General features: G+C 59.3%; 16 protein-coding genes. 9 read left to right on the top strand and 7 right to left on the bottom strand.

The annotated features are described in order from the left end of the window. Positions 1 to 101 precede the first annotated feature (101 nt). On the top strand, positions 102 to 758 hold the full coding sequence (locus FS804_RS04085; protein ID WP_063951381.1) for an outer membrane protein: 657 nt from the start codon (positions 102 to 104) through the stop codon (positions 756 to 758). A gap of 120 nt (positions 759 to 878) precedes the next feature. Here the strand turns inward: FS804_RS04085 and FS804_RS04080 are convergent, their stop codons facing one another. Together FS804_RS04080 and FS804_RS04075 are read right to left on the bottom strand one after the other, a co-directional pair. Then, positions 879 to 1,475 (bottom strand): glutathione S-transferase, encoded by a 597-nt coding sequence (locus tag FS804_RS04080; protein ID WP_144574929.1) that lies wholly within the window; start codon positions 1,473 to 1,475, stop codon positions 879 to 881. A 29-nt stretch (positions 1,476 to 1,504) separates the two neighbouring features. Continuing rightward, positions 1,505 to 2,263, bottom strand: a complete 759-nt coding sequence (locus FS804_RS04075; protein WP_144574927.1) for a ribonuclease — start codon at positions 2,261 to 2,263, stop codon at positions 1,505 to 1,507. A 198-nt stretch (positions 2,264 to 2,461) separates the two neighbouring features. Here FS804_RS04075 and FS804_RS04070 point away from each other — a divergent pair, with 198 nt between their 5' ends. Continuing rightward, positions 2,462 to 3,409, top strand: coding sequence for a lysylphosphatidylglycerol synthase domain-containing protein (locus FS804_RS04070; protein ID WP_063951379.1), 948 nt, complete (start codon positions 2,462 to 2,464; stop codon positions 3,407 to 3,409). Between the two features lie 4 nt (positions 3,410 to 3,413). On the opposite strand, the gene FS804_RS04065 is transcribed toward FS804_RS04070, so the two are convergent. Continuing rightward, positions 3,414 to 4,277, bottom strand: coding sequence for a 23S rRNA (adenine(2030)-N(6))-methyltransferase RlmJ (locus FS804_RS04065; protein ID WP_063951378.1), 864 nt, complete (start codon positions 4,275 to 4,277; stop codon positions 3,414 to 3,416). 41 nt (positions 4,278 to 4,318) lie between these two features. On the opposite strand from FS804_RS04065, the gene FS804_RS04060 reads away from it, so the two are divergent. From FS804_RS04060 to FS804_RS04050, 3 genes are read left to right on the top strand one after another with little or no spacing between them, the layout of a single operon-like run. Beyond that, positions 4,319 to 6,523, top strand: a complete 2,205-nt coding sequence (locus FS804_RS04060) for a molybdopterin-dependent oxidoreductase (protein ID WP_186376646.1) — start codon at positions 4,319 to 4,321, stop codon at positions 6,521 to 6,523. 13 nt (positions 6,524 to 6,536) lie between these two features. After that, positions 6,537 to 7,133 (top strand): NUDIX domain-containing protein, encoded by a 597-nt coding sequence (locus tag FS804_RS04055; RefSeq protein ID WP_144574924.1) that lies wholly within the window; start codon positions 6,537 to 6,539, stop codon positions 7,131 to 7,133. Positions 7,134 to 7,159: 26 nt separating this feature from the next. Continuing rightward, positions 7,160 to 7,780 (top strand): NUDIX domain-containing protein, encoded by a 621-nt coding sequence (locus tag FS804_RS04050; protein ID WP_144574921.1) that lies wholly within the window; start codon positions 7,160 to 7,162, stop codon positions 7,778 to 7,780. Here the strand turns inward: FS804_RS04050 and FS804_RS25120 are convergent. The 4 genes from FS804_RS25120 to purM form a co-directional block, all read right to left on the bottom strand. Then, the gene (locus FS804_RS25120; RefSeq protein ID WP_246665842.1) at positions 7,777 to 7,917 is read right to left on the bottom strand and encodes a hypothetical protein; all 141 of its coding nucleotides are present in this window, start codon (positions 7,915 to 7,917) and stop codon (positions 7,777 to 7,779) included. The two genes, FS804_RS04050 and FS804_RS25120, sit on opposite strands and share 4 nt — an antisense overlap. Positions 7,918 to 7,946: 29 nt before the next feature. Continuing rightward, on the bottom strand, positions 7,947 to 8,882 hold the full coding sequence (locus FS804_RS04040; protein WP_144574920.1) for an omptin family outer membrane protease: 936 nt from the start codon (positions 8,880 to 8,882) through the stop codon (positions 7,947 to 7,949). 121 nt (positions 8,883 to 9,003) lie between these two features. After that, the gene (gene purN, locus FS804_RS04035; RefSeq protein WP_144574918.1) at positions 9,004 to 9,678 is read right to left on the bottom strand and encodes a phosphoribosylglycinamide formyltransferase; all 675 of its coding nucleotides are present in this window, start codon (positions 9,676 to 9,678) and stop codon (positions 9,004 to 9,006) included. Then, a complete protein-coding gene (purM, locus tag FS804_RS04030; RefSeq protein ID WP_063951372.1) occupies positions 9,675 to 10,748 on the bottom strand; it encodes a phosphoribosylformylglycinamidine cyclo-ligase in 1,074 nt (357 codons plus the stop codon). Before purM ends, purN begins: the two co-directional genes overlap by 4 nt. Before the next feature lie 284 nt (positions 10,749 to 11,032). Here purM and FS804_RS04025 point away from each other — a divergent pair, with 284 nt between their 5' ends. From FS804_RS04025 to ppx, 4 genes are all read left to right on the top strand, one after another. Next, positions 11,033 to 12,190, top strand: a complete 1,158-nt coding sequence (locus tag FS804_RS04025; RefSeq protein WP_144574916.1) for an AI-2E family transporter — start codon at positions 11,033 to 11,035, stop codon at positions 12,188 to 12,190. A gap of 2 nt (positions 12,191 to 12,192) precedes the next feature. Continuing rightward, positions 12,193 to 12,918, top strand: coding sequence for a DnaA regulatory inactivator HdaA (gene hdaA, locus FS804_RS04020; protein WP_144574913.1), 726 nt, complete (start codon positions 12,193 to 12,195; stop codon positions 12,916 to 12,918). A gap of 101 nt (positions 12,919 to 13,019) precedes the next feature. After that, on the top strand, positions 13,020 to 15,215 hold the full coding sequence (locus tag FS804_RS04015; protein ID WP_063951369.1) for an RNA degradosome polyphosphate kinase: 2,196 nt from the start codon (positions 13,020 to 13,022) through the stop codon (positions 15,213 to 15,215). Beyond that, positions 15,212 to 16,735: an exopolyphosphatase gene (ppx, locus tag FS804_RS04010; RefSeq protein ID WP_144574911.1), complete on the top strand. Its 1,524-nt coding sequence runs from the start codon at positions 15,212 to 15,214 to the stop codon at positions 16,733 to 16,735. Before FS804_RS04015 ends, ppx begins: the two co-directional genes overlap by 4 nt. Positions 16,736 to 16,746: the final 11 nt, after the last annotated feature.

Raw genomic sequence — 16,746 nt, 5'->3', positions numbered from 1 at the left:
TCCCATCAAATTCTGTCTCCAGAGGGGCGATTAACCCGACGAATTATGCCGCGTCTGAAAACAATGTTTTGAGTGCAGAGCGGCCCTGAAAGGAGAATAACATGCGCATTTTCGTAGCAACCCTTATGGCCTCGACCATTGCAGCCGCCGGCTTTTCGGCTGCTCACGCCGCTGACGCCGTAAATGAAGTGCCGCAGGCACCGGTTTCCTACGACCAGCCTGCACCGGTCAAGGACTGGTCCGGCGCCTACCTCGGTGGTACCGTCAACTATGACTGGGGCCGTTTCAGCTCCAGCGACAACGGTCGCGATGCCAAGGGCTTCGGCGGCGGTCTGTACGGCGGTTACAACATGCAGAACGGCCAGATCGTTTACGGTGGTGAAGCAGACATCAATCTCGGCGACGAAAAGGGCTCTGCCGGTACGGTTGCTGGCCGCGCCGTCGAAGGCAAGCAGGGCGTCAACGGCTCGGTACGTGCCCGCGTCGGTTACGACATGAACCCGTTCCTGCTCTACGGCACGGCTGGTCTCGCAGTCTCCGACAACAAGGTGCGTGACGCGACCTCGAAGGACAGCGCCACCGCTCTCGGTTATACCGTTGGTGCGGGTGTAGAAGCCATGGTGACCGACAACATCACCGCTCGTCTGGAATATCGTTACAGCGACTACCAGAAGAAGGACTACAGCCTCGACTCCGGCGCGTTCTCGCGTGGTTACGACGATCATTCCGTCAAGGCCGGTATCGGCGTCAAGTTCTGATCCATTTCGGATCGATGAAAGAAAAGCCGGGGTCATGCCCCGGCTTTTTTGTGTCTGTGACTTGCCTCGGTGATCTGCATGGTACGCCCGGCCAAAAACCGGGCGTCCGGCGCGCTCCGATCAGGCAGCGGCCTTCATTTCCGCATAGGCGTCAAAGCGCTTGCCGAAGATTTCCGGCCATGCCGCCAGCGCATCGCGTCCCTCGGCCCACTCGCCGGCAAAACGCAGGTCGAGATAACCGATCATCGCGGCAAGGGCAAAATGGCCGCCATGCAGTTTCTTGCCGGTTTTCGGCAGGTTGGCGTTGAGATGGTCGAGCCCGCGGACGACCTTGCTCCACTGCTTGTCGATCCACGGCTGGTGGATTTTGTCTTCCGGGCGAAAGCGGCGCTCATAGACGATGGCGAGCAGGCAATCCATGATGCCGTCGCACAGCGCCTCCAGAATCTCGGCTTCGGTGCGCTTCTCGTTCTTCTTGGGGTAAAGCTTGCCGCCGGAAAGACGGTCGAGATAATGCATGATCGCGACACTGTCATAGACCGAACCTCCATTGTCCAGCAGCAGAACCGGGATTTTGCCGAGCGGATTATTGTCCATCAGCGTGGCCGGCTCGGCATTGGTGTCGACGCGGACCGTAGTGATGTCGATGTCGAGATGGCGCGCGGCCATGCGCACTTTGGCGGAATAGGGGGAAGCGGGCGAATAAAGCAGTTCCATGGTCGGGTCCTGTGGTTGATATTTGCTCATCAGCGGATGGGGATGATTTCGGTGGTGTTGGCGCGGCATCCCTTGCGGTCAAGCTCCGGGCAATCGCGGAATGTCAAATCCTTGTTGAGGCAGATGCGCACCTCCTCCAGCCGCCCGCCGCCGCAGCTGATCGAGATGCCGCGCTTCGACAGGCCGGGATTGGCGTCCGTGAAGGCGGTTTCGATCGCATCGGCGGAGAGCGTGGCGGCCTCGGCACCGGAGGCGATTCTTTGCGGTAACCGGACGGCGTCGAAGGCCGCTCGCGTTGCCGAGAAATAATCTCGCTGCGACAGGCCGGAGCAGGAGCCATGCTTGCGCCATTGATGGCCGATCAGACCCATGGACGGCATGATATCGAACAGGGTGCGGCCGAGCGCGTCCGGAACCCGGTCCGGTTCGCTGCTTCGGCAGAATTCGGGGTAGCCGTCATCGTTCTGCGGCCAGAGCCCGTGCACGACGAATCCATAACGTCTGTCGCCACCGCACTGCTGCCGATTGCCCGCTCCTTCTGGACTGGCGCAGAATGCAGGAGACCAAGACAACGACAGCACATAAAAATCAAAACCCGTTCCCTGCGGAGCTGGGTTCCTGTCCGGATTTTGCTGGTTTCTATTCTGTTGGGGACCGTCGGCGGGCGGGGGATGAGCCGTCGTTTGCCGGTCGGTCGCGGGTCCCTTTGAGGCGGGTTTTTCCTGCGCGAGCCATAGCGCTGCAAGCGACAGAAGACCCAGGGCGATGAAACCCGCGTAACGTTTCATTCCGTGCATGTTCCCCGGAAAATGGACCAGCTTCCATCGCCCTTGGGCGACGCTCCGGTGTTACATAAATTTGTGAACGAGGCAAACGGGCAAAAAGGTTGAAAGCTTCGCCGCATAACGAATAGAGTCGAGCGAATCTTCCGCTGAAGACGGAGGAGGGGATAAGGCCAGGCTGGAGGAAATAGGCGGCATGACCGCATGAAATTCAAAAAATACATCTGGCCCATTGTTGGTTTCGCGACGATCGGTTTTTCCGCCTGGTTGCTTTTCCACGAGCTGCGTGGCCTGTCGCTGGATGATCTCTGGGACAGCCTGAAAGCCATTCGCATCCGGGATTGGTTTTGCTCGGGCCTTGCAACCCTGCTGGCCTATGCGGCACTTGCCGGTTACGACCGGATCGCGCTGCAGCATCTCGGCCGCAAGGTGAACTGGTTGTTCATTACGCTCACCTCCTTCACCACCTACGCGCTGTCCCACAATGTCGGCGCGTCGGTCTTTTCAGGCGCTGTGGTGCGGTACCGCGCTTATACGTCCAAGGGGCTGAGTGTCGCGGAAGTGGGCGTCCTTGTCGGCCTCTGCTCCTTCACCTTCCTCATCGGCACGATCATGCTGATAGGCCTTGTGCTGCTGTATGAGCCCGACATCACCGAACGCTTCACCGGCATTCTTCCCGTCGAAGCCTCCACGACAACCGGTGTGCTGCTGCTTCTCATCGTCGGCCTTTATGTCCTCGGAAGCCTGCTTCGGCTGAAGCCGCTGAAAATCGGCTCCTTCGTGCTGCCATACCCCGCGCCGACGCTTGTTGCGCAGCAACTGGTCATCGGCCCCATTGAGCTGATCGGCGCGGCGGGCATCATCTATTTCGCCCTGCCGGAGGCAGGAAATCCCGGTTATATGGTCATTCTCGGCATATTTCTGGTGTCGTTCTCGGCGGCGCTCATCTCGCACGCGCCGGGCGGCCTGGGGGTGCTGGAACTGGTCTTCGTCACCGGTCTGCCGGATATGAATCCGGCGGATGTCATCGCCGCACTTCTGGTCTTCCGGCTGTTCTACCTCATCATTCCCTTCATCATGGCCCTGTTCGTGATCCTGTTCTTCGAACGGTCACAGCTTGCGCAGGCGCAGAGGCGGGAAGGGCTGAGATAGATTCTCAATCCTCTGCCGGCTTTTCCTCGCCGCGTAGCCAGAACGCGCGCTGCGATGCGAACCTGTCCTGCGCCAGCGCCGTCTTCAGGTAGGGCAGCAGCACATGCAGCTCTTCCTTCAGCGTATAGGGCGGGTTGACGATGATGAGGCCGGAGCCGCTCAGGCCGTCCAGCCTGTCGCTTCTGACGGAGAGTTCCGCACACAGCATCTTCGGAATCTCGAAGGATTGCAGCCGCTCGTGAAAATCCTTGATCGGCGCGCCTTTCTTCAGCGGATACCACAGGCAATAGGTGCCGGTGGAAAAGCGGCGATAGGCCCTGTTCAAACCATCGGCCAGCCGCTGATATTCGTTCTCCAACTCAAACGGCGGATCAACGAGAACGAGGCCGCGCTTTTCCTTGGGCGGCAGATGCGCGCCGAGCGACAGCCAGCCATCCAACTCGGTGACGCGCACCTGATAATCGCCCTCGAACAGCCGTGCCAGGGCGCGGCTGTCATCCGGGTGCAGTTCCATGGCCGAAAGTCGGTCCTGCGGGCGAAACAGCATGCGTGCAAGTTTCGGCGAGCCGGGATAGAATTTTACGCCGCCTTCGGGATTGAGTTCCTTCACCGCGGCAAGATATGGCTCCAGCAATTCGGCGATAGGCGCGGGCAGATCACCCTCCATCAGCTTGCCGATGCCGGTCTGCCATTCGCCCGTCTTCTGCGCCTCTTCGGAGGTGAGGTCATAGAGGCCAATGCCAGCATGGGTATCCAGCACCCGAAACGCTTTGTCCTTGTTCTGGAGATAACGCACGAGGCGAGCCAAAACGGCATGTTTGAGGACATCCGCGAAATTGCCGGCGTGATAGATGTGGCGGTAGTTCATGGATATGTCTCGCTTGCCGTTTCCCCGGGCGAATGGCCAGGATGAATATTCTTGATGGACGTCACTTCGGCCTTTTTGCCGCATCCTTGATGCAATATACAAAAGACATGAACGTTGCGACCCCGATTTCCGCTGAAAAAGCCGCCCTGAAGACCGAAGTCCGCATCGGACACACGGTCTGCCCGCATGACTGTCCGAGCGCCTGCGCGCTGGAGGTCGATATCAATGCCGATGGCCGCATCAGCCGTGTACGTGGCGCCAATGCCAACACCTACACCGCCGGCGTCATCTGCGCCAAGGTGGCGCGGTATTCCGAGCGCATCTACCACCCCGGCCGTTTGCTGACGCCGAAGCGCCGCAAGGGCGCAAAGGGCGCGGGCGACTGGCAGGAAATTTCCTGGGAAGCGGCGCTGGACGAGGTGGCAGAGGCTTTCGTCAAGGCAGAAGCCCGGCACGGTGCGGAGGCCATCTGGCCCTATTTTTACGCCGGCACGATGGGGCAGGTGCAGCGCGATTCCATCGAGCGCCTGCGCCACGCCAAGAAATATTCCGGGTTTTTCGGCTCGATCTGCACCAACATGGCCTGGACCGGTTATGTGATGGGCACCGGCGCCCTGCGCGGCCCCGATCCGCGCGAGATCGCCAAGGCCGATGTCGTCGTTATCTGGGGCACCAATGCCGTAGCGACCCAGGTCAATGTCATGACCCATGCGGTCAAGGCCCGCAAGGAACGCGGCGCGAAGATCGTCGTTATCGATATCTACGACAATCCGACCATGAAACAGGCGGATATGCGCCTCGTCGTCCGTCCCGGCACGGATGCCGCACTGGCCTGCGCCGTCATGCACATCGCCTTCCGCGACGGTTATGCCGACCGCGATTACATGGCGCGCTTCGCCGACGACCCGGCGGGGCTTGAAGCACATCTGAAGTCGAAGACGCCGCAATGGGCATCTGAGATCACCGGTCTTTCCGTTGATGAGATCGAGGCTTTCGCGCGGCTTGTCGGCACGACGAAGAAGACCTTCTTCCGGCTTGGATATGGTTTCGCACGTCAACGCAACGGCGCGGTCGCCATGCATGCAGCGCTTTCGATCGCCACTGTCCTGGGCTCCTGGCAATATGAAGGCGGCGGCGCATTCCACAACAATGGTGATATCTTCCGGCTCAACAAGGCGGAGCTGATGGGGACAGCCTATGCCGACCCCGAGGTGCGCCAGCTCGACCAGTCGCAGATCGGCCGCGTGCTGACGGGGGACGCCGACGCGCTGCGCCACGGCGGCCCGGTGACGGCGCTTCTCATCCAGAATACCAATCCCGTCAATGTCGCGCCCGAACAGCGGCTGGTGAAGCAGGGTTTCCTGCGCGATGATCTTTTCGTCGCCGTGCATGAGCAGTTCATGACGGAAACGGCCGAGCTTGCCGACATCGTGCTGCCGGCCACCATGTTCCTCGAACATGACGACCTCTACCGCGCCGGCGGCCAGAACCACATTCTGCTGGGGCCCAAACTGGTGGAGCCGCCAAAAACGGTGCGAACCAATCTCTTCGTCATCGAGGAGCTGGCCAAGCGTCTTGGTGTCGATCATATGCCCGGTTTCGGCCTCTCCGCCCGCGAACATGTCGACCGAATGCTTAAAGCCAGCGGCTGGGGCGACTTCGACACGCTGGCCGAAGAGAAATGGATCGATGCGCAGCCGCCCTTCGAGGTGGCGCATTATCTCGAGGGTTTCGGTTACAGCGATGGCAAATTCCGTTTCAGTCCGGATTGGGCAACCGGGCCTTCTCCCAACAAGCCACCGAAGAACATCGGCGTGATGGGGCCGGTGTCGGAGTTTCCGAAATTTCCGGATCAGGTCGACGTCATCGAGGTTGCGGATGCGGACCATCCCTTCCGGCTGGCGACATCGCCGGCGCGCAATTTCCTGAATTCCACCTTCGCGGAAACCAAAACCTCCGTGCAGAAGGAAGGCCGACCGGAATTGATGATTTGTCCTGAAGATGCGGCCATCAACGGCATTTCTGATGGCGATATTGTCAGCATCGGCAACGGGCGCGGCGAGGTCCGGCTTCACGCGAAGATTGTTGAGGGCGCAAGGCCGGGCGTTTTGATTGCCGAGGGACTTTGGCCGAACAGGGCGCATCTGGACGGCGAGGGCATCAATGTGCTGACCGGTGCCGACGCCGTCGCCCCCTATGGCGGCGCGGCTTTTCACGACAACAAGGTGTGGCTGCGCAAGAGCTGACGGAAGATTTTGAATGACGAAGTTCGACAAGGTTAAAATTGAAATTCTGAAAGACGAAACGCTTTCAAAAAACTGGTATCACCTGCGCAACATCACCTACAATTACACCAATTCGCGTGGTGAAACGAAAGTCATCAGGCGCGAAGCCTATGACCGTGGCAATGGTGCGACGATTCTGCTTTTTGATCCTAGACGCCAGACGGTTGTCCTGGTGCGGCAGTTTCGCATGCCGGCCCATGTGAACGGTCATGACGGCTGGCTCCTTGAGGCGCCGGCTGGCCTGCTGGACGACGATAACCCGGCCGAGGCCATCCGCCGCGAGGTGACAGAGGAAACGGGCTATGTCGTGAGGGACGTGCGGTTCCTGTTCAAGTCGTTCATGTCGCCCGGCTCCGTGACCGAGATCATTCATTTCTTCGCCGCGATTGTCGAATCCTCGGATCGTGTCGAAGAGGGTGGCGGTGCGGCCCATGAGGACGAGGATATCGAGGTCGTCGAAATTCCGCTGGACGACGCCATGAAGATGGTCGAGACGGGCGAAATCTGCGACGGCAAGACGATCATGCTGCTGCAATGGGCGGCGTTGAACCGTGCCTCCCTGACAGCCTGAGATTTCATCATCTTTCGGAGACTCCCATGAACGTGTCGCTTTTAAAGTCGCCAGCTGCCGAGACTGACCGAATCCGGCTGGTAGAAAAGGAAACCGTCTGGAAGGGCTTCGTGCATCTGCAGAAGCTCGTTTTCGACCAGCGCATGCCTGACGGCAAGACGATCCGTATCATGAGGGAGGTCCATGATCACGGCATCGCCGCCGCCATTCTCCTTTATGACCAGAAACGCGACAGCGTGGTCATGGTGCGCCAGTTTCGCCCCGCCGCTTTCGTCAATGGTGACCCGAATTTCATGATCGAAGTTCCGGCAGGGCTTCTCGATGGTGATGATGCCGCCGATGCAATCCGCCGTGAGGCAATGGAGGAATCCGGTTACGCCGTCGAAAAAGTTGAATACCTCTTCGACATGTATGCCAGCCCCGGCACGCTGACGGAAAAGGTCAGCCTCTTCGTCGCCCGCATCGATCTCGACATGCAAGCCGGCAGCGGCGGCGGGCTGGAGGATGAAGGCGAGGATATCGAGGTTCTGACCTACGGTCTCGACGAAGCCTTCGGAATGATCGCTTCAGGGGAGATCACGGATTCCAAGACGATCATTCTGCTGCAATGGGCGATGTTGAACCGTCCGGCTTTGAGCAAGCTTTAGACGAAGACCATGTTCTCCAGCTTCGCTGCCGCCGCGAGCGTCTTGTCAAGAGTTGCGAGAGGCGCGTTATGCGTGATCGCAAGCGGGGTGCGGAAGTAAACTTGGTCAAGACGTTGGCCAAGCAGCAAGAAACTCATACTGACTTCATGCAGCTCTCTCTCTCTTGTCAGAACCGTCCCTTCACGCCAGCGCTGACAAAAAGCGACTGCATGTCGCCGCCGCCCGCATTGTCGTAAACCGTACTGCTGCCGCCTCCGAAGGATGTCGCGGTTTTGTCACCCCGACCGAAGCTCGTATATTCGTAAGCGCCGTCCAGATAGATGGAGGCATTTTCTGTCAGGTCATAGGCGATACCTGCCTTTGCTCCGAACATGCCGCCAATATCGAATTTATCGGCGAAGCGGATGGACCGCATCCAATGGTCGTCGGTTGCCTTGGCATACACCATCGCGCCGCCTTCCACTCCGGCGTTCAGCGACCAGTTGCCAAATTTGCGTCCGCCGGTCAGGTTGCCGTAAAATACCGGGATTTGCTGCCGGTAGGTAATCGCCTTTTCACCGTTGCCAAAATCCCCGACGTAATTTCGAAAGCCGCGCCAGCTATAAATGTAACTCCCGCCGTAGGACGACCATTGTACGTCAGTGTAACGAAAACCTATGCCCGCGCTGAGATGTTGCAGCGGGTCTTCCAGGAGAGTGCGGTTGAGTTCGATACTGCCGGTCAGGTAATGATCAAGCCGCGTGTCACCATGCTGTGAACGGTCGCTCCACCCTTCCTTGGATGTGTCTCTGTAATAGGGATAAAGCCAGTCATAGTCGGTCATGTAGCCGTCACCGGAAAAGCCGATGCGCCCTTCGGTCTTGACCCGCCAATCGGGCGCAAGCTCCAGACCGAGCGATCCGCGCAGGGCCATGGCATTCGTTGTTTTCCAATCGAGTTGACTGTTTTTATGACTGCCGTTGTAAAAGGTTTCCGTTGCCTTGATGTTGAGAACGCCTGCATCCAGTGACGCAGTAACATTGCCCGGTTCCGCCAGTGCTGGAGCAACTATGCTGACGGCCAAAGCGACCGAGAGCGGCAGTGAAAATCTTGAAAATGGCATAATCGCTCCTGAATGACCGGAGGGCCTGAAATGGGGGCCTTTGACGCCATTAAAGATGATTATGGTAAATGATCAGTTTATACTGAAAAAATTCGAAGTTTTATCTTTAGAAAAACCGAAATTATGAAAAGGATATCAGGCTGTTATTTGCGGCTTTGATGTCGTTGACCGAATAAATAGTCTTGGCGCCATCCATCCGCAGCTTGCCCTCGGCAAGCAACTTCAAAGTCAGCGGATAAAGCTGGTGCTCCACGGTCAGGATGCGGGCGGCGAGCGTTTCGGCCGTGTCATCGGAAAGCACCGGCACCGCGCCTTGCGCGATGGTTGGGCCTTCATCCATGCCTTCGGTGACGAAGTGCACCGTGCAGCCGGAAATCTTCATGCCGCTGTCGATGGCGCGCTGATGGGTGTGGAGGCCGGGAAAAAGCGGCAGCAGGGAAGGGTGGATATTGATGATGCGGCCCTCATAGGGGGCAATGAAATCCCCTGAGATCAGCCGCATGTAACCCGCGAGACAGATGATATCAGGGGCAATCTCACCAAGCGCCGCGAGAATGGCCGCCTCATGCTCCACCTTGCTGGCATAGGTTCCGCGTTCAAAGACCAGCGTCGGGATACCCATATCCCGTGCCTTCTCCAGGCCGCCGGCAGATGCCTTGTCGGAGATCACGCAGGCGATTTCAGCCGGAAAATCTGCCGCCTGGCAGGCTTTGGCCAGCGACACCATATTGGAGCCGCCGCCGGAGATGAAAACGACGACACGCTTGCGGCTGGATGACAAGGCAGGGCTTATCATAGGCCAAGAGTGCCCTTGTAGATCGTGCCGTGCGCCCCTTCTTCGCGGGCGACCATGCGGCCGAGCGGGAAGACGGTTTCGCCTTCGGCGGTGAGCGCGTTTGTAACCTTTTCCGCATTTTCAGCAGAAACCACGACGATCATGCCGACGCCGCAGTTGAAGGTGCGCAGCATTTCATTGGCTTCGACACCGCCGGTTTTCGCAAGCCAGGAGAAGACGGCCGGAACCTTGATTGCGCCAAGATCGATCTCGGCAGCGAGATGCTTCGGCAGAACGCGTGGAATATTCTCCGGGAAACCGCCGCCGGTAATATGCGCCAGCGCCTTCAGCGCGCCGGTCTCGCGGATCGCCTTCAAAAGCGGCTTTACATAGATGCGGGTCGGTGTGAGCAGGGCTTCGCCCAGCTTCTTGCCATCGGCGAAGGGGGCGGGGGCGTCCCAGTCGAGCCCGGAGATCGATACGATCTTGCGCACCAGCGAGAAGCCGTTGGAGTGGACGCCGGAAGAGGAGAGGCCGAGAATGACATCGCCCTCGGAAATATCGCCGGCTGGCAGCAGCTGACCACGTTCGGCCGCACCCACGGCAAACCCGGCAAGATCGTAATCGCCATCCGAATACATGCCCGGCATCTCAGCGGTCTCACCGCCGATCAGCGCACAACCGGATTCGCGGCAGCCCGCGGCAATCCCGGAAACGATGGCGGCGCCCTGATCGGGGTCGAGCTTGCCGGTCGCGAAGTAATCGAGGAAGAACAGCGGCTCGGCACCCTGCACCACGAGATCGTTCACGCACATGGCGACGAGATCGATACCGACGGTATCGTGATAGTTGGCGTCGATGGCGATCTTCAGCTTGGTGCCCACGCCGTCATTCGCGGCCACCAGAACCGGGTCGGTGAAGCCTGCGGCTTTCAGGTCGAACAGGCCGCCGAAGCCGCCGATTTCGCCGTCTGCACCGGGACGTCGCGTGGAGCGCACCGCCGGTTTGATCTTTTCGACCATCAGGTTGCCGGCGTCGATATCCACACCCGCATCACTATAGGTCAGACCGTTCTTGCCCGACTGGCTCATGGCTCTCGTCTCCGCTGGTTCCTTTGGCGTCGCCATTCGCACGGGACGGGGCCCGATGCAAGGGTTTGAGTGCCAAAAGCTCCTGATTTTAACGGCTTTGGCGTTTGAAAACCCCGGCGTTCAACCGCATTTGCCGCGGTGAGGCAAAGACGGGGCCAGGCATGCGGCATCGGCAGGCTTTGCGGCGCGGTCCACACCTTTGCCGCCGCAGTCTTGACCATATGCCCACGCCCATCCTATCTCCATGATGCTGGATGACGATGCGGCGACAGAAGGATGAATGAATGCAACCCCATGTGAGCGGTACCAATCTTCGCCGACAGGTGTTTTTCTGGATCGGCGTGCTTGTCGTCTTTATCCTTTTTCTCATGGTCTTCAGCTCCATCCTTCTGCCTTTTGTGGCGGGCATGGCGCTTGCCTATTTTCTTGATCCGGTTGCCGACTGGCTGGAGCGGCGCGGCCTCAGCCGATTGATGGCGACCGTTGTTATCCTCGTCTCCTTCGTGCTTTTGTTTGCCCTGTCGCTCATCATCATCATTCCGCTGATTGCCGCCCAGGCGTCGGAATTCATCACGCGCATTCCGCAATATATTTCTTCGCTCCAGCAACTGATCGCCGGTGCCGACACCAATCTTCTGCCGGATTGGGTGAGCAGCCAGATCGACGCGGTAAAGGAGAATTTCTCAAAGCTGCTGACCGAAGGCGCGGGTTTCATCGGAACGCTTCTGACCCAGATCTGGAATTCCGGCAAATCGCTTGTCGATGTGGTGTCCCTGCTGGTCGTGACACCGGTGGTCGCCTTTTATCTGCTGCTCGACTGGGACCGCATGATCGACAAGGTCGACAGCTGGATCCCGCGTGATTATGTGCACACCGTGCGCCAGATCGCCCGCGACATGGACAAGACCATTGCCGGCTTCGTGCGGGGGCAGGGGTCGCTCTGCCTGATCCTTGGCGTCTATTACGCGGTTAGCCTGTCGCTGGTCGGCCTGAATTTTGGCCTGCTGATCGGCCTTTTCTCCGGCCTCATCAGCTTCATTCCCTATATCGGCTCCATGGTCGGCCTCATTCTGGCCGTTGGCGTCGCGCTGGTGCAGTTCTGGCCGGATTATATCTACGTCATCCTGACACTCGCCGTGTTCTTTTCCGGCCAGTTCATCGAGGGCAACATCCTTCAGCCGAAGCTGGTCGGCAGCAGCGTGGGCCTGCATCCGGTCTGGCTCATGTTTGCCCTCTTCGCCTTTGGTGCGCTCTTCGGTTTTGTCGGGCTTCTGGTCGCCGTGCCGGCCGCGGCAGCAGTTGGTGTGCTTGTTCGCTTCGCTCTGTCACGGTATCTTGAGAGCGACCTTTACCACGGGCACGCCGCCAATCTTCCATGGGACGCAAATCCGGCGCTGGAAGAGGCGGAGAAGCCCTCCGGCAAAGCTGACTCTCAGAGCTGACGATGACTGACCCGATCAAAACCGACAACGCCCGGTCGAAGGCCGAGCAGCTGCCGCTCGCATTCTCGCACCAGTCCGCTTCCGGCCGGGATGATCTCCTGGTCTCGGCTTCGCTGGAGGCTGCCGTCAGCCTTGTCGATGAATGGCCCAACTGGCCGTCACCGGTGGTGGTGCTGGCCGGGCCGCCGGGCTCGGGAAAATCGCATCTCGCCAATATCTGGAAAAACATCAGCGAGGCCCGCGACATCCATCCGACAGCCGGAGGCGATGCGGCGCGTGCGGCCGAAACCGGGCCGGTTCTATTCGAGGATGCCGACCGGCGCGGTTTTGACGACACCGAACTGTTTCATGTCATCAACAGCGTGCGCCAGAACGGAACGACGCTTCTGATGACCAGCCGGCAATGGCCCTCCGCGTGGCCGGTGACGCTGCCAGACCTTCGCTCGCGCCTGAAGGCCGTCACGATTGTGGAGACCGGAGAGCCGGATGAGGGGCTTCTGGCGCAGGTGCTGGTAAAACTCTTCGCCGACCGGCAGCTTTACATGGATGACAAACTCATAGGCTACATCGTCAACAGAATGGAGCGTTCGCTCGACACGGCGCAGACGATCGTTGACAGAATAGACCGGCTCGCCCTGGCGCGCGCAACGAGAATTACCCGGCCGCTGGTGGCGGAAGTTCTCAACGCGATGGACAATGCGGCCCCCGGCGAGTTCGACGTCGATTGACTGTCACAGTTCCGTCGTCAAACTGTTATACGGGCAAGAAGGACGATCGCGCGATGCAGCAGGATCACGGGACGGAAATTGGTCAGGGGACGGAACACGGAATGGACGCTATCGCGCAGGAAGACTTCAACAGGGTTCAGCCGACGGAAGGCGAAAGCCTCTGGGACAGCCCGGCGCGTTTCATTAACCGCGAGTTTTCCTGGCTCCAGTTCAACCGGCGCGTCCTCGAAGAAACGCTGAACACCGATCATCCTCTTCTGGAGCGGCTGCGTTTCCTGTCCATCTCTGCGGCCAATCTCGATGAGTTCTTCATGGTCCGCGTCGCCGGTCTTGAAGGCCAGGTGCGCCAGAAAATCACCGTCAAGACGCCTGACGGCAAGACCCCAGCCGAGCAGCTGGAAGACATCCTGAAGGAAATCGACAATCTGCAGATGGAGCAGCAGGCATCGCTTGCCGTTCTGCAGCAATATCTCGCCAAGGAAGAAATCTTCATCGTGCGGCCTGCCGCTTTGTCGGATGCCGACCGCACGTGGCTGGAAACGGAGTTCGAAGACCGGATCTTTCCGGTCCTGACGCCGCTGTCCATAGACCCCGCGCATCCGTTCCCCTTCATTCCCAATCTCGGCTTCTCTATGGGGCTGCAGCTCGATAGCGTAAACGGCCGCGAGCCTATGACCGCGCTTCTGCGCCTGCCGCCTGCGCTGGATCGCTTCGTGCGGCTGCCGGACGACAAGAACGCCATCCGCTACATCACGCTTGAAGATGTGGTCGGCCTGTTCATCCATCGGCTTTATCCGGGCTATACCGTTCGTGGCTTCGGCACCTTCCGCATCATCAGAGACAGCGATATCGAAGTTGAGGAAGAGGCCGAAGATCTGGTCCGCTTTTTCGAGAGCGCGCTGAAGCGGCGTCGCCGCGGCTCGGTGATCCGCATCGAAACTGATAGCGAGATGCCGCAGTCGCTGCGCCAGTTCGTGGTGCATGAGCTTGGCGTGCCGGACAATCGCGTCGCGGTTCTGCCTGGGCTTCTGGCGCTCAACACCATCTCGGAAATCGTGCGCGCTCCCCGCGACGACCTGAAATTCGAGCCCTACAATGCCCGTTTTCCTGAGCGCGTGCGCGAACATGCGGGCGATTGCCTTGCCGCCATCCGCGAAAAGGACATGGTGGTTCACCATCCGTATGAAAGCTTCGACGTGGTGGTGCAGTTCCTCCTGCAGGCGGCGCGCGATCCCGAAGTGCTCGCCATCAAGCAGACGCTTTACCGCACCTCCAATGACAGCCCGATCGTTCGTGCGCTGATCGATGCGGCGGAAGCTGGCAAGTCGGTGACGGCGCTGGTCGAACTCAAGGCGCGTTTCGACGAGGAAGCAAATATCCGTTGGGCGCGCGATCTGGAGCGTGCCGGTGTGCAGGTGGTTTTCGGCTTCATCGAACTCAAGACACACGCCAAGATGTCGATGGTGGTGCGCCGCGAAGACGGCAAGCTCAGAACCTATTGCCACCTCGGTACGGGCAACTACCACCCGATCACGGCCAAGATTTACACCGACCTTTCCTTCTTTACCTGCAATCCGAAGATCGCCCACGACATGGCGAATATCTTCAATTTCATCACGGGTTATGGTGAGCCGGAAGAGGGAATGAAGCTGGCGGTTTCGCCCTACACCCTGCGCCCCCGCATCCTCAAGCATATCCATGAAGAGATCGCGCATGCCAAGAATGGCGCGCCGGCGGCGATCTGGATGAAGATGAATTCGCTGGTCGACCCTGAAATCATCGACGCGCTTTACCTTGCAAGCGCTGCCGGCGTTGAGATCGATCTCGTTGTGCGCGGCATCTGCTGCCTGCGCCCGCAGGTGCCGGGACTGTCGGATAATATCCGCGTCAAATCCATTGTCGGCCGCTTCCTGGAGCACAGCCGCATCTTCTGCTTCGGCAACGGTTTCGGCCTGCCGTCTGACAAGGCGCTGGTCTATATCGGCTCGGCAGACATGATGCCGCGCAACCTGGATCGGCGCGTGGAAACGCTGGTTCCGCTGACCAATCCCACGGTGCATGAGCAGGTTCTTTCACAGATTATGCTGGGCAATCTCATTGACAACCAGCAAAGCTACGAGATACTTGCGGACGGAACGTCGAGGCGCATCGAGGTGCGTAAAGGCGAAGAACCGTTCAACGCGCAGCACTATTTCATGACCAATCCCAGCCTTTCCGGACGTGGTGAAGCCCTGAAATCCAGTGCGCCCAAATTGATTGCCGGGTTGATTTCGTCCCGCAAGAAACAGGCTGAATGACTCGATCAGAAGCACAGGGGCGGCTGACCGGCCTTGCCCCCGTTTCCGTCATAGATATTGGTTCGAACTCCGTTCGTCTCGTCGTATATGAAGGTCTGTCCCGCGCGCCAGCGGTGCTGTTCAACGAAAAGGTCCTGTGCGGCCTCGGCAAGGGGCTGGCGCTGACGGGGCGCATGCATGAGGAAGGCGTCGAGCGCGCGCTGAAGGCGCTGAAACGCTTCCATGCGCTTTCCGAGCAGGCTCAGGCGCAGCAGCTTTATGTGCTGGCGACTGCCGCCGCGCGTGAGGCGGAGAACGGTCCTGATTTCATCCGTGAGGCTGAAGCCATCCTCGGTTGCGAGATCGAGGTCCTGTCGGGTGAGAAGGAAGCGCTTTATTCGGCCTACGGCGTAATCAGCGGTTTTCATGATCCCGATGGCATCGCCGGCGACCTCGGCGGTGGCTCGCTGGAACTCATCGACATCAAGGGCAAGAGCTGCGGCGAGGGCATCACCCTGCCGCTCGGTGGCCTGCGGCTGTCGGAACAGTCTGACGGGTCGCTCGAAAAAGCGGCTGCGATTGCCCGCAAGCATGTGAAGAATTTCACCAAGCTTCTGGCAGCAGGCGAGGGGCGCACCTTTTACGCCGTCGGCGGCACCTGGCGGAACATGGCCAAGCTGCACATGGAAATTTCCGGTTACCCGCTGCATATGATGCAGGGTTACGAGTTGCCGCTGGAAGAGATGCTGAATTTCCTCGAGGAGGTCATCGTCTCCCGCGACAGCAAGGATCCCGCATGGCAGGCGGTGTCCAAGAACCGTCGCTCGCTTCTGCCGTTCGGCGCCATCGCCATGCGCGAAGTCCTAAGGGCGATGAAACCGGCGAAAATCGCTTTTTCCGCACAGGGCGTGCGCGAAGGCTATCTTTATTCGCTGCTCTCCGAAACCGATCAAAATGCGGACCCGCTTCTGGTCGCTGCCGATGAGCTTGCCATTCTGCGCGCCCGTTCGCCCGAACATGCGCGCGAACTGGCGGACTGGAGCGGACGAACCTTCCCGGTCTTCGGGGTCGAGGAGACGGAAGAAGAAAGCCGCTACCGTCAGGCAGCCTGCCTGCTCGCCGATATCAGCTGGCGCGCGCATCCGGACTATCGCGGATTGCAGGCGCTCAATATCATCGCCCATTCATCATTCGTGGCGATCACCCATCCTGGCCGCGCCTACATAGCGCTCGCCAATTATTACCGCTTTGAAGGCCTCAACGACAATGGCGTGACGGAACCGCTGGCCGTGATGGCCGGCGAACGTCTTCAGGAACTTGGCAAGTTGCTGGGCGGCCTGCTGCGGGTGGTTTATCTTTTCTCCGCATCGATGCCGGGTGTCGTCGATCACCTGAAATTCCGCAAGTCCGACAATCCCGATCTCGATCTGGAATTTGTGGTTCCGCATGAATATTGCGATTTCGCCGGCGAGCGGCTGGACGGGCGTTTACAACAACTGGCGAAGCTGACGGGGAAGAGACTGGCCTTCGTGTTCGAGTAAGCCGACACAAT

The sequence above is a fragment of the Agrobacterium sp. DE0009 genome (assembly GCF_007680755.1).
Taxonomy (GTDB): Bacteria; Pseudomonadota; Alphaproteobacteria; order Rhizobiales; family Rhizobiaceae; genus Agrobacterium; species Agrobacterium tumefaciens_B.
Note: the sequence above shows the minus strand (reverse complement) of the source record. Positions and strands in the feature narration are given on the sequence as shown.